This window comes from Dyadobacter jejuensis (assembly GCF_003149085.1).
GTDB classification, from domain to species: Bacteria; Bacteroidota; Bacteroidia; order Cytophagales; family Spirosomataceae; genus Dyadobacter; species Dyadobacter jejuensis.
In genome coordinates this window covers 524,678-538,383 of record NZ_QGDT01000003.1, presented here as the reverse complement: position 1 = coordinate 538,383, position 13,706 = coordinate 524,678, and the positions used below count along the sequence as shown (strand labels likewise).

Below are 13,706 nucleotides of genomic sequence, written 5' to 3'. Positions count from 1 at the left end.
GTAAGGGAGTCGATCAGTATCTTGGAGAATATCGCAGAGATCCGGCCCAACCTTCTGCCTAAATGGATACTGGTACGAATGAAGAAATTTGACGAGTCTGGCCAACTTAAAGACCTAGTAGAATAACATGGAAATAGTACTCACAAGACGCTGGAAAGCGACTAGGTCGACTTTAGGTACATTAAAAGTGGATGGCGAACCGCACCAATTTATTTTGGAAGACCTCGATCGAGGTCTGGATGCATCCTGGCCATTAGAGAAAATCAAAGAAACAAAGGTCTACGGCCAAACGGCCATCCCTACCGGCCGATATCAGGTTGTAATTACTTACTCTACTAGGTTCAAACGACAGCTGCCAATTCTTATTGGGGTACCAGGTTATTCAGGGATCCGGATCCACCCAGGGAACCGTCATAATAATACCGAGGGTTGTTTGTTGCCAGGAACGCACTACGGACGTGAAGATGGCCAGTATATCGTCATGCAAAGCCGAATAGCCAGCGATCGTCTGCAGAATAGAATCGCTGCAGCTTTAGCAAGGGGGGAGCAGGTATGGGTGACGGTGGAGAGTCAGTATTAAAGTAAAAGGCCCGATCGGAATGTCGGGCCTTTTGGGTTTTATCCAAACACCGAATCTACCAAGTCGTCATTCTCAGCTCTTGATGCTGCATTAAAGTAATTTTCTGTAATGGTTACCGAGCTATGATCGAGCGCATTTGACACGGCATAAACATCTCCTGTCTTTTTCCTTGCAATGTCTGCGAAGCTATGCCGTGCAACGTGCATGCTTAAGCCATCGATTCCAATTTCAACCGCAATAGCTCTTAAATGTTTATTAATGATGGTATTAGTGCTACTTATCGCACCAAGCCATTCATCTTCACTAAATTGTTTCTTGTTTTTAGATTTTAGAAATGGGAATACATAGTCCGTGGCCCTAAGTCCAGGGTACCGATAATGTGCCAGTATTTCGGTCGCTCTTGGAATCAACTTCTTAGATCGAAACTTACCAGTTTTACCAGAAATGTACTCTACACGGTCATTTTTAACCTGGCCCCATTTGAGCTGAATAATGTCCGCCGCGCGCATGCCCTGTAGGAAAAATGACATTAGGAAAATGTTTCTGCTATGCCATTTGTTTATTCCTGGGCGAATGTCAAGTTGTTCAATTTGTATTATCTGTAGCTCGTCAAGCTTTCTCCTTTTGGACTTGGCTTTTTTTAGTTTGTATAGGCTCCAAGGGGAGGGGCCCTCTAGGTCAAACTGGCCGGTTTTTAATGCTTCATTATATATCGCCTTAATTGACTTCATGCTGGAATGTATGGTGTTGATTCCATTTCCTTGTTTTTTTAGGTACCTCTCATAATTAAGAATAAACTCATAATTTATTTGAGAAAAGAACAGTTGATCAGATTTTCTATACTCGTAAAGTTTTTTAACAACGGAAGACATGCCTTTTCTGGTAGAAGGGGAGGACATTCTAGCAATTCGGGTTTTTGCATATTCGAAGAAGTTGGAACCAACGACTTCCCTACGTAATTGAAGTATTAGTTTTTCTGGATGTAAGGCTTTATCCTGAATAGATGCTTCAAGGTAGGTTGATTCTAACTCTAGCATCTTTGATTTTAATAAAGCGTTCTTTTGGCGGTACTGTGGGTCAGCCTTGCGCACCTCGCATTTTTCTGGATTCCAGTTGTTCGGAAGTATGGATAGGCCTGTGGTTATTCTTTTGGACTTGCGATTTTGTGTTATTCGTATCTGTAGATTGTGGGTTCCGTCTTTTTTCTTGTAGCTATCGAGTTCTACATGGAAGGTTATATTGCTCATTTTCCCTGAAACTTTTCCTGAAACATTTCCCGATATTGGGCGATGCGGTGCGATAGCAAAGAAATGAAAAACCCGCCTAATTACATAATTAAGCGGGTTTTAATGTTGTGTGATATCGGATGATATCTATTTTGTGCACCCGAAGGGATTCGAACCCCTATCGCTGGTACCGGAAACCAAAATTCTATCCATTGAACTACGGGTGCTTGGCACTATTGGGGTGCAAATATAGGGTCTATTTTATTTAAATAATGATTTTCCTTAAAAATGTTTGTAAAAATATTGGGGTCTATAATTTTTGCATGAGCTCCCAATCTCCTACGGCTTTGAGATACAGAAAGTTTAGTAAAATTCCGTTGGTATTGGTGATCAACCGATGCCCTTCGACGAAGGGTACCACAAAGGTTTCTATATACTCATGATCGGAAATGAGCCCCTGGCTTTTGTTATGGAAGCTCTGGATTTTGGTCGGAGACATCTTAATTTCACAATAGAAAAAATACATGGCCTCGTCGCTGGTTCCGGTGGAGGGGAAGGAAGGTTTGTCTAAAAGTTGGATAAGGTCTTCCTTGGCCACTTCTATGCCGGTCTCTTCCCATACCTCCCTGGCGGCTACGGCGGCGGCGTCACTCTCGCTGTCGAGCATGCCGGCGGGGTGTTCGTAGGTCATCGAACCATCGCATATGCGGCGCTGCCGTACGAGCAATAGGTGTTTTTCGCCCGTCTGCTCGTCGATCAGGCAGATCATCACGCAGACCACCTCCCCTTTAATAAAACAAATAGGGGGGATCTTATGGCCTTCGGGCGTGGTGGCGTCGGTAAGTACCAAAGAGAATAATACTTGTCCGTCCTGACCTACTCTGCGAGAATACATTTCTTGTATCCCATGTATTTCTAATCCACTCTCGAGGAGTCTGTTCTTCCAAAGCTTGTACTTATGGGAATCTTCTAGTGCTTCTACTGGCATGGTCAAATATTAATTATACAAAGGGAAGGCCATAGCCACATACGGGTAGTTCGACCCGAAGGAGAACCGAGTTCGGCCATTATCCAGTTTTTCTTCCGACGTATAGGAGGTTCTACCGAAATTATACCCTAGCTTGAGACCGATCCTGTTGGTGAACCAGATGCGGGCAAATATTTCGGATTGCCCATTATTATTATTAAACAGCAGGGGCAAAGCGTTAAGCGCGCTGGGCGATGCTGGGACGTAATCGTTATAAAATTCAGCACCTTCTCCATCCACATTTCTGGAGCTATACAGGGCCTGTCGTCTGGTGCCAAAGGCAATTCCTACGAGGTCGGTGTTGGCGCCTATTTCTACGGGGCCAACCATAAAGCTCACACTGGCCAAAAAGCTAAGCCCGTTGGTGGATACTTTACCAAAGGAGAGGGTGTCGCCCTGGCTCGCATTATAATTTGGGGTCATATTGGTAGCGCCGGTGTACACCCCATAGGCTCTCACGCCCCAGCCCACCCGTATTTGCGTAAAGTTTTTCAGGCTTAGGTCCTGGTGGTACATGCCTGCCGGGGCCCATAGGCCATCGTTAGGGTGGTACCCTAAGCCGAGGTCGATTCCTGAAGTCACTCTTGATAGGCTTTGTGCATGGAGAGAGGTTGTCACAAAGGCCAGAAATAGGATGGTATATAGCTTGTTTTTCATGTGTTCAAATATAGTACGCGACAAAGGTAAAAAAATGCGTAAAAAAAAGGCAGAGGAATGCCCTCTGCCTAGTATTATTTATTGAAAATGGCCTTTTATCGCCTTTCTACTTTTTTTTAGAAGCCTTTCTTTTTAGAACAATAGCGCCAAGAGGAGGAAGGTCGAGCTGTATGGACTCCTTCCGTCCATGCCATGCTTCCTGGGTCGCGGTTATTTTTCCGGTATTGATGCTGTTACTTCCAAAAAATGCTTCGGAGTCGGAGTTGAAAATCTCTTCCCATTCCCCAGCCGCAAGTACGCCCACTCGGTAGTTGGGGCGTGGGACGGGGGTAAGGTTGAGTACGATCACCAAGTTCTCCGTTTCGTCTATGGCTTTCCTCGCATAGACCAACACCGAATTCTCCCGATCCTGCGTATCGATCCATTCGAAGCCTTCGGGGCTAAAGCTATGCTCATAAAGGGCAGGCTCGGAACGGTACAAGGCGTTGAGGCTCTTGACATATTCCTTCATGCCTTTATGAGGGGCAAATTCTAATAGATGCCAGTCGAGGCTTTGCTCGAAGTTCCATTCGGAGGTTTGGCCAAATTCCCCCCCCATAAACATAAGCTTGGTACCTGGGTGGGTAAACATAAACGCAAACATCAGTCTCAAGTTGGCGAAGCGTTGCCATTCATCCCCCGGCATTTTCATTACGAGGGCTTTTTTGCCATATACCACCTCATCGTGAGAGAGGGGGAGCATAAAGTTTTCAGAAAAAGCGTATACCAGGCTAAAAGTTAGCTGATCTTGATGCCATTTTCTGAAAGCAGTGTCTTTTTCGAAATACTTGAGGGTGTCGTTCATCCAGCCCATCATCCATTTTTGTCCAAATCCCAGGCCGTCGCTAAAGACGGGGCGGGAAACACCCGGGAAAGCGGTGGATTCTTCCGCAATGGTTTGGATATCGGGGAACTCGGTATAGGCGGCAATATTCATTTCTTTCAGCAGGGAAATGGCCTCCAGGTTTTCGCGCCCGCCAAATTCGTTAGGGATCCATTCTCCATGCTTACGCGAATAATCCAGGTAAAGCATAGACGCTACCGCATCCACCCTCAGTCCATCGGTATGGTAGCGGTCGAGCCAGAAGATGGCGTTGCTGATCAGGAAGGAGCGCACTTCATTCCGACCATAATTGAAAATATAGCTCTTCCAGTCTGGGTGATACCCTTTTCGGGGATCTTCGTGCTCGTATAAGGCCGTACCATCGAATCGGTACAAACCGTGGGCGTCGCCGGGGAAGTGGGAGGGTACCCAATCCATATAAACGCCAATATCGGCCTTGTGAAAAGCGTCGATCAGATACATCAGCTCTTGGGGAGTGCCCATCCGGGACGACACCGAGAAATAGCCCGTAATCTGATAGCCCCATGAGGGTGGAAAGGGGTGCTCCATGATGGGCATTAGCTCTACATGTGTAAAGCCCATTTCTTTTACATAAGGTACCAGGCTCTTGGCGATTTCCTTATAAGTCAAAAACCGCTCGGGGTCGGAGGGGTCTCGCTGCCACGATCCCAGGTGAACCTCATAGACGGAGGTAGGCGCATTGAGCTTATTTTTTTCTTTACGGGTGTTCATCCAGTCGGAATCTTCCCATTCGTACCAGGTATCCCATACGATAGAGGCTGTGCGCGGGGCTACTTCGCACCACAAGGCAAAGGGGTCGGCTTTTTCCAGATGCTGACCGTCGTTAGAAATAATGAAATATTTATATACCTCACCAACCCCGACGTCGGGGATCCAGCCCTCCCAAATCCCACTACTGTCCCAGCGTGGCGACAAGGCATGTTGTTCCTTGTTCCAGCCGTTAAAGTTTCCTATAACGGCAATGGATGAGGCGTTTGGCGCCCATACGGCGAAATAGGTGCCCACCACGCCATTATGTTCCATGACGTGGGAGCCCAGTTTTTCGTATAACTTGTAATGTTTTCCTTGACGGAATAAATGTATATCAAAATCGGAAAACCGACTTACTTTCTCCACGGGTCCCAGATAATGGCGTTTGCCTTCCAGACCATTTTTTTCTCCAATAGTTTCGGGTTGATCTACTTTCTTTTTGGGTGATTTGGCCATTTGGTATTCGAGTAATTTATTGGGTATTCATTATGAGGATGTAATATTTGTAATTTTATTAAACAATTTCTCAAAATGTATATATTTTTTTTATTCTTTCTCTAAATCCCCTGGCTGTCAATAATTCTATATTTATAACGTTTTGGAGACTCTTTCCGCTGCGTCGAGCACCCTAAGTACGTTACCACTCCATATTTTGGCGATTTCCTTCTCAGAATATCCACGTTTTACCAATTCTTTTGTAATGGCTCCTATCTGACTCACGTCATTCATTCCTAGTACGCGTCCTCCACCATCGAGGTCCATGCCTATGCCCACATGATCGACGCTGGTGAGTTTGATCACATGTTCGATATGGTCCACGGCATCGGAGACCGTCGGCATATCCTTTTCGTACTTCTTATTGGTAGCTCTCATTTCATCGAAAAGCGCTTTTTTATCTTCAGGGCTTAAGTCGGTCTGTCTGAGTTTTAAGCGGAAAGTTTTCATCGAAAGTTCTTGTTGCTGGGTAGGTTTTTTGACGAATCCCGGAACAAAGTTGATCTGTATTACACCGCCATTTTTTGCAAGGGTCTTGATCATATCGTCGGTCATGTTTCTAGGGACATCGCATAGGGCCCTACACGACGAATGTGAGGCAATCAAAGGGGCCTTGGTTAGTTTTATAACATCGTAAAATGTAGAGTCGGACACGTGTGAAATGTCGACCATCATGCCCAGTCGGTTCATTTCTTTTACTACTTTTTCTCCAAATGGACTTAAGCCGTTAAAAACTGGGCCGTCAGGATCGGTAGAGGAGTCGCAAATATCATTATTCAGAGAATGTGACAGGGTGATGTAGCGAAGACCTAGATCGTAAAACTTTTTAAGGTTTTCGATTTTATGATTTACAGGCCACCCATTTTCCATACCAATAAAAACGGCGCGCTTGCCTTCTTTTTGGATTTTGTAGGCATCTGCCGATGTGGTCGCCAAAGCGGCCACGTCGGGATTCAGGCGTACGGCCTCATGGATCTTGTCGAAGATGGCCAGGGCTTTGTCCTCAGCTTGCTGGTCGGCCTCGAGCGATCTCTTACCTTGGCCGAGGTATACGGCGAAGAACATCCCGTCCATGCCTCCTTTTTTCATTCTAGGGAAGTCTATCTGCGTTCCATCGGTATCGTAATCATGTTCGACGGCGATGTCGAATCCTTCCTTCATCATATTAATGGGGACGTCGGCATGAGTGTCTATGGTCAGGATTTTTTCGTGGATTTTAGCGGCCTTTTTATCAAGCTTGTCGGTGCCTTGGCCTAAGGTAAGGAGGGGTAGGGATAAGAATAGGAGTGTCTTTTTCATTTCGTTGAAACTGGTGGATATTTAAATAGTTATGGTTTGTATTTTACGAATATGAACAAAATTATAGTAACTCCAGATAAGTTTGTTAAAATGTTTTATTTGGAAATAATATTCTACTGATTTGTGATATCTAAAAATATTATAATACCATTTTAGAGGATGGGGTTGATAATTGTTGGAAGGGGGGATATATAAGTATAATCATTTGGGCTTTTCCCTCCCTCGGCATCCTCCCTGGTCCGCTTTTATACCCATGCCATAAGTCATGCATCTATGCGGAATGCTTCGAATGTTGTAACTTGCGGTATGATTTCAATAGTTATTTGTTCTGTTAATCCAGCTCATCTGGAGGAGGTGAGGGCTAACATCCACGCGACCATTGGAGTGCCCTATGAGGTGCTCGCTTATGATAATAGGAATACCGGCAAAGGGATTTGTGAGGTCTACAACCAAGGCGCCCAAGAGAGTCGATTTCCTATCATCTGCTTTATGCATGAAGATGTCCAGATGAGGACTCCAGATTGGGGTAAGACGGTCTTGGGTATTTTTGATGCTCAGCCTCAAGCCGGCATAGTGGGCGTGGCTGGTGGGGGGTATAAGTCTTTGGCCCCCTCGGGTTGGAATTGTGAGCAGTTTCAGTCCGATGAAAAGTCATTCCAACATATCTTACAAGGTTATAAGTACGATAATCGACCAGAATTGTATGTAAACCATAACCCTCGAAACGAACCCCTGAGTGAGGTAGTCTGTGTAGATGGGGTATGGCTTTGCACCCGCAAGGAGTTGGCAATAGCCAAACCATTCGACCAACAGTTGTTGAAGGGCTTTCATGGTTATGACATCGATTTTTGTTTAAGTCATTTCGGGTCTCATAAGATTTATGTTACCTATGATATACTGATGGTGCATTATTCGGAAGGCAACTTCAATAAAGAGTGGTTGGATACGATCCTGAAACTACATCAGAAATGGAGCCAGAGCTTGCCGTTGAGCATTTGTTCCTTGTCCGAAAGGGAGATTTACTTTACCGAAAAACGGTCGATTAAAGAGCTTATTGAACAAATGATGGATTGGGAATATTCTTTTTGGGATATCCATCGCATGCTTTTGGTATTTCGACGTAGCCGTAAGGTCTCTGCAAAACTATTTTTTAAGGCCTATTTACATTTGCTGGAGCTAAGCTGGCAGGGCTCCAAGTCTCCCTCATTTAAAGAACTTCGCCCATAAAGTCTTCGCCCTTAAGCCCCAAATCTGTCTGTAAATATACCCCGATCTGCTCGATTTTCTTTTTTTCTGGATGTAGAACAGTCGGTCAAAATGCTTCCCGATAAATTGCGCGTACTGGAAAGAAAAGTAGGTGTCCAATCGGGTTTCGAAGAGATTTACAAAGGTATCGAGGAACGCTTGATCTTTATTCTGGGAGAAACTCTGGCATTTTTTTAGCCAGTTTAATTCTCGGGTTAGTTTTTTGACATCCCTATTTTCGTGGTAGGACTTATCCAGTTTTTTACGTCGGTTTAGGATATCGGTAGAGCTACTCTGGTGCTGTCGATACTGTACGAGTGTTTCCCGAATATAGGCGACCTTTCCTACATTAAGTGCTACATAGGCCGTCCAATGATCGTGAAAATGGTCAGGGTCGAAAGGCAGGATGTATTGGAGCAGCTGGCGGTCTATCAGGCAGCTATGCCCCGATACAGAATTGAAGAGTAATAATTTGGCCGGATCGGCCCCTACCACCATATTAATGACGTCCGACATTTTTTTATCCATGGTGGTGCCGTCCTCCTGAATGAACTGTGAGTCGTGGTATACCAGTAGGTGGCCCGGCATTTGGTCTACTTGCTTGCTGATTTTTTCGGGATGCCAAATATCGTCCTGATCACAAAAGGCGATAAATTGGCCCGTACAGTTACGCAGTGCCCATTCGAAATTTTTGACATATCCCTTATTTGTTTCGTTTTCTATTACCTTGATCCGCTCTGGATGTTGAGCCCGATACCGTTGCAGGATTTGACGGGAATCGTCGGTACTACAGTCGTCTACGGCCACAATTTCGATATGCGGGTAGCTTTGTTCGAGCAGGCTATTGAGTTGTATCTCAAGGAATCGGTCGCCGTTGTATACACATAGGGCTATGGAGACCAATGGGTTTTGGATAGAAGGCATGAGGGAGAATTTTAAAGCAAACGTTTCATGGGAACTCCCCAGCTTTTTCGCAGGCAATAGAAAAACTTGCTGAGGGCATTTTTTTTAAGGATAGGGAGTAAAAGGGTTCTGTTCCACCATATTTTGCCGGCATATTGGAGGTTACAGTAACTTCTATTGCGGGAGGCGCTCAGCTGATAGAGCTGACCTACCAAGCCATGGTAGGCCGAGCCGGTCAAGACCCTGCAGGTTTTTAGCCAATTGCTTTCACTCAATAATGGCGCCACCTTATTTTTGGCCGATTTTCGGCTCGACTTGGTCGCTAGGATATCGGTGGCGTTGCTATCATGCTGGCGGTAGTATACCAGGGCTTCATCCAGATAGTCGATCGAGCCCTGGCTAGCGGCTACAAAGGCCAACCATTGGTCGTAATGCCCGGAATTAGGAAAGGGGAGGGCCTTGTCCAAAACTGTTCGCTTCAGCATGATGCTATGTCCCGATACACAGTTTATAAATAAAAATGCGGCGGGGTTGGTCCCTCTATAAAAATTGAACTTTTGCGACATTCGTAGTTGAAGGGACTTGCCTTGGGCATCGATCAACTCCGAATCATGGTATATCAACTGATGCCCTTGGATGGCTTCTACTTGCTTTTCAATCTTTTTGGGGTGCCATAAATCATCTTGGTCACAAATAGCGATAAGGTCTCCCGAACATTTTTGGAGAGCCTGTTCGAAATTCCGATTATAACCCTTGTTACGTTCATTTCTATAGACTTTAAAATGCGGGTACTTAGCGGCATATTGTAGTAATATGGCGTACGTGTCGTCCGTAGATGCGTCGTCTATGACTATAATTTCCAGGTTAGAATAGCTTTGCTGGAGCAAGGTTTCCAACTGTGGTTTCAGATGTGCCTGTCCATTGAAGGTACATAAGGCTATGGATACTAAGGGTTTCATGCGTTGATAGAGCGGGGTTCTACTTCACTGAATTGTTGCATATCGATCAGTTTTCGATATTGGCCTTCCTGCAGCATCAGTTGCGAATGGGTGCCTTGCTCTACAATTTGCCCTTCGTCGAGGACTACAATCAGGTCGGCATTTTGAATGGTACTAAGCCTATGGGCTATGACTAAGGAGGTCCTATTTTTCATCAGTTCGACCAACGCATCTTGTACCAACTTTTCTGATTCCGTATCTAAAGCCGAAGTAGCTTCATCGAGCAACATAATCGGTGGATTTTTTAGTACGGCTCTTGCGATGCATATCCGTTGCTTTTGTCCTCCCGATAGCTTCGTGCCTCTGTCGCCTATGTTACTTTCATATCCATTGCTGGTTTCCATGATAAAGTCGTGGGCGTTGGCAATCCGTGCCGCCGCTTCAATATCGGCCTGGCTGGCATGTGGTACGCCAAAGGCGATGTTATTGCGAATGGTGTCGTTGAATAAGGTGGACTCCTGGTTGACCATCCCTATAAGTTCGCGCAGGGAATTCATGGTAATGGCCTTTATATCCTGGCCATCTATCAATATTGTGCCCGCCTGGGGTTCTATAAAGCGGGGGATCAGATCCATCAGGGTAGACTTTCCACCTCCAGAGGAGCCCACTAGGGCTACCGTCTTACCCTTGGGGATCACCAAGTCGATATTCTTCAAGATGGGCTTCTCGGCATAGCTGAAATGAACCTGCTGGAACTGTATTTGATCATCGAATGAAGTTATTGTCTTGGCATCGGGCTGATCGGTAATTTTTGGTTTTTCGTCAATTAGGGCCAATACCCGCTCTCCGGCCGCTAAGCCCGCATGTATGGAGCTAAAAGAGTCGGTCATGGCCTTGGCTGGCCGCATCACCTGTGAGAATAGGGCAATATAAGCTACAAACTCGGATACGGAAAGATCCGACTGGTTATCAAGTATCAAAGAGCCCCCATACAATACGATGGCCGTTACCATACTCACGCCGAGGGTTTCCGATACAGGAGAGCTGAGCTGTTGCCTGCGGGCCATTTTGCGTCCAATATTGGAGTAATGTTGGTTTTCTGAGTCAAATTTTTCTTTAATATTATCGGTAGCATTAAAGGCCTTAATAATTTTTATTCCTGAAAGTGCCTCATCCAAATAGCTGATCATCAGCCCAAAGGATTCTTGCGACTGGGTAGCCTGCTCCTTGAGCCTTTTGACGATTCGGGCAATAAGAAAGGCCGAAATAGGAATGACCAACAGGGCGAAAAGGGTCAACTTGACCGAAGTAGCGAAAAGCAGGAATACATAAGCGAGCAGCTGCAGGGGTTCTTTAAAAATGATTTGTAAAGTATTGGTCACCGAAAACTGTACCACCTGCACATCGGAGGCTATTTTTGAAATGATATCGCCTTTGCGCTGGTCATTAAAATAGCCCACATGCATATTCATCACATTGCTAAATACCGATTTCCTAAGGTTCAGTAGGGTATGTATCCGAAGGTTTTCCATGATTCTTTGAGAAAAATATCGGAATAGGTTCCCCATAACCACCGACGATACAATGATGATACAGACTATTTTCAGTGCGTTATAGGCGCCGTATACCACGCCCGCTTGTTGGGCGTAATAATTAAAATATCCCAATACATCGGTCCACTCGGAGGGCTTGCTTAGTAGCACGGCGTCGGGACCCGCATTGTTAAACAGGGTCATCAGCAAGGGAGCCAGTAGGGCTAGGTTGAGCGTATTAAACACCACGCCTAAGAGGGCACATAGAATATAAGGAATCGCAAATTTTGAAATCGGTTTTGCGTACGACAGTAGTCTAAAATAGGTATTCATAAAGGGTGAATGATGTCTTTGTTTTAAAACGACAAAATCAAGCCTGGGATACAGGCTTGATAGGCATTTTATGGTGATTGGACGCTATAATTTGATAGCTTCCTTATAATCCAGTCTCAACCGAATGTTTCTGATGATATCCAGGATACCAATGGTCGATTGATGTGTTTTCATTTGGGAGTCAAAATCATGTTTCTTTTTGGCCAGTTCCTTGAGGTTTCTTACTACATCCATATAGGCAAGGGCCTTATAGAACTGGAATGTAAAAATACAAGGTAGAACGTCACACAACCAAATTTGTAGATGATACAGGCTTAGGTCTAATCCATGCAAATGGAGGTGATGGATGTAGTACCGGTTGCGGAAGTGGATTCTTTTGATACTATTTTTAGCCTTATGGCCTTTGGTGCTAGCAGAAACTTCATGCCTGCAAACGGCATTATGTTCATAATAGCACTTCCATCCCAAACGCCAGGCCCTGATGGATAGTTCCTGATCTTCACCATAGTAGGGGTTGAACATCTCGTTGAATCCGTTGATGGTCTTCAGTTTTTGAGTGTCCATAAGGGCTATGGCCCCGGAGAGATAATAAGTAGGGGTAAGGCGCTTGTCGTCGGTTAGATAATAAAAATGACTGGGTTTTATTTTTCTACCTAAAATCTTCGGAGATCGGGCAGCATCCAGAATATTATCGTCCTTCATGCCAATTATCCGGCCCATGACGCCGAAGGTGTCCTTATATTCGAAGTATTTATAAAGTTTTTCAAAGTAATCTTCTTCAATAATCACATCGGTGTTGAGCAAGAATACCAGGTCCATATTGGCATGCTGTATGCCCACGTTGCAGGTTTCTGAAAAACCACTGTTGAATGGTTTTTCTATCAGCCGGATCTTGTCGGCATAATGTTCCTTGAGGTAGGCCACCGAATCGTCGGTGGAGGCGTCGTCGACTATAATGATTTCTACCTCACTGCTTAAGTTTTGAAGCAGATTTACATTATGTGCCAGGTATTTTTCGAAGAGTCGTTTGCCGTTATAATTCGGAATCACTACAGAAATACTTTTCATATATGGTCACGGTTAGAATGTGAAGTAGCGGGTATTTTCAATATTTTTAATTTTAGGATGATCTAGAATTTTGATTTGAACTATCTCCTAAGGATGGTGCTTTACAAGTTCGAAGTCTTGACTAACCTATAGCCACATAATTTTAACTACGCATACTTTGTTGTTTTTGTGGCCATGTAACCCTTATAAAAATAGGGCCAGCTCTGGCGAAGGTCAATTAATTTCTTTGAATAACCTTAGATAAATAGGCATATTAAAAAAGTACTAAATTAGTAAGCATGGTCATTTTGTATTCTTTTTAGTTGCTAGGTGTACAGCGCAGGGATGTCTCAAGCTTTTCAAATTCTGAGCCTTATCCTCCTGTATGGGTCGGATAATGCCAGAAAACCTTACATCAACGGTAACACTTCTGTTGTTTGTAAGGAGTAAGCTCGCAGTCAAATGGTTGGAGATGTAATTGAAAATATTTTTGATAGAGTAGAATTTTAATGCTAAAACTGACGTAAGTGATTAATTGCCAGTAGTAAAACAGAATTAACTTATTTTAAAATAAAACAAAACTGTGGAAATTTCACCCACTCTGTACTGGGAGAGACTTGGGAACGTTCAAAATTTGGAGTTTAAACATAGGGGATAAAACGAAAGAGATGGCTCATTTATTTAACTTTTTATCGATTTTATTTGTTGCCATGGAGTAAAAGGCCAGGCGTTTTTGATGCGGGCCATATAAGTATAGCAGGAGTTGCATT

11 protein-coding genes and 1 tRNA gene are annotated in these 13,706 nt (G+C 44.5%); 2 read left to right on the top strand and 10 right to left on the bottom strand.

Going from position 1 to position 13,706, the window contains the following annotated elements:
- The first annotated feature begins 127 nt into the window (after positions 1–127).
- Positions 128–580: a DUF5675 family protein gene (locus CLV98_RS09155; protein WP_109673994.1), complete on the top strand. Its 453-nt coding sequence runs from the start codon at positions 128–130 to the stop codon at positions 578–580.
- 38 nt (positions 581–618) lie between these two features.
- On the opposite strand, the gene CLV98_RS09150 is transcribed toward CLV98_RS09155, so the two are convergent.
- From CLV98_RS09150 to CLV98_RS09125, 6 genes are all read right to left on the bottom strand, one after another.
- Positions 619–1,827, bottom strand: a complete 1,209-nt coding sequence (locus tag CLV98_RS09150; RefSeq protein ID WP_109673993.1) for a site-specific integrase — start codon at positions 1,825–1,827, stop codon at positions 619–621.
- A gap of 134 nt (positions 1,828–1,961) precedes the next feature.
- Positions 1,962–2,033, bottom strand: a tRNA-Arg gene (locus CLV98_RS09145).
- Between the two features lie 83 nt (positions 2,034–2,116).
- Positions 2,117–2,794 carry an NUDIX domain-containing protein gene (locus CLV98_RS09140; protein ID WP_109673992.1) on the bottom strand — a complete coding sequence of 226 codons (678 nt, stop codon included), beginning with the start codon at positions 2,792–2,794 and terminating at the stop codon, positions 2,117–2,119.
- 9 nt (positions 2,795–2,803) lie between these two features.
- Positions 2,804–3,490: a hypothetical protein gene (locus CLV98_RS09135; protein ID WP_109673991.1), complete on the bottom strand. Its 687-nt coding sequence runs from the start codon at positions 3,488–3,490 to the stop codon at positions 2,804–2,806.
- 106 nt (positions 3,491–3,596) lie between these two features.
- Positions 3,597–5,600, bottom strand: coding sequence for a 1,4-alpha-glucan branching protein GlgB (glgB, locus tag CLV98_RS09130; RefSeq protein ID WP_109673990.1), 2,004 nt, complete (start codon positions 5,598–5,600; stop codon positions 3,597–3,599).
- Positions 5,601–5,732: 132 nt separating this feature from the next.
- A complete protein-coding gene (locus CLV98_RS09125) occupies positions 5,733–6,938 on the bottom strand; it encodes a dipeptidase (RefSeq protein ID WP_109673989.1) in 1,206 nt (401 codons plus the stop codon).
- 306 nt (positions 6,939–7,244) lie between these two features.
- On the opposite strand from CLV98_RS09125, the gene CLV98_RS09120 reads away from it, so the two are divergent.
- Positions 7,245–8,165: a glycosyltransferase gene (locus CLV98_RS09120; protein ID WP_109673988.1), complete on the top strand. Its 921-nt coding sequence runs from the start codon at positions 7,245–7,247 to the stop codon at positions 8,163–8,165.
- Here the strand turns inward: CLV98_RS09120 and CLV98_RS09115 are convergent.
- The 4 genes from CLV98_RS09115 to CLV98_RS09100 all read right to left on the bottom strand — a co-directional run bounded on the left by CLV98_RS09115 (position 8,142) and on the right by CLV98_RS09100 (position 12,957).
- Positions 8,142–9,107: a glycosyltransferase family 2 protein gene (locus CLV98_RS09115; RefSeq protein ID WP_109673987.1), complete on the bottom strand. Its 966-nt coding sequence runs from the start codon at positions 9,105–9,107 to the stop codon at positions 8,142–8,144. The two genes, CLV98_RS09120 and CLV98_RS09115, sit on opposite strands and share 24 nt — an antisense overlap.
- A gap of 11 nt (positions 9,108–9,118) precedes the next feature.
- A complete protein-coding gene (locus CLV98_RS09110; protein WP_109673986.1) occupies positions 9,119–10,045 on the bottom strand; it encodes a glycosyltransferase family 2 protein in 927 nt (308 codons plus the stop codon).
- Complete coding sequence (locus tag CLV98_RS09105; protein WP_109673985.1) at positions 10,042–11,889, bottom strand: ABC transporter ATP-binding protein; 1,848 nt, start codon at positions 11,887–11,889, stop codon at positions 10,042–10,044. Before CLV98_RS09105 ends, CLV98_RS09110 begins: the two co-directional genes overlap by 4 nt.
- Positions 11,890–11,973: 84 nt before the next feature.
- On the bottom strand, positions 11,974–12,957 hold the full coding sequence (locus CLV98_RS09100; protein WP_109673984.1) for a glycosyltransferase family 2 protein: 984 nt from the start codon (positions 12,955–12,957) through the stop codon (positions 11,974–11,976).
- Positions 12,958–13,706: the final 749 nt, after the last annotated feature.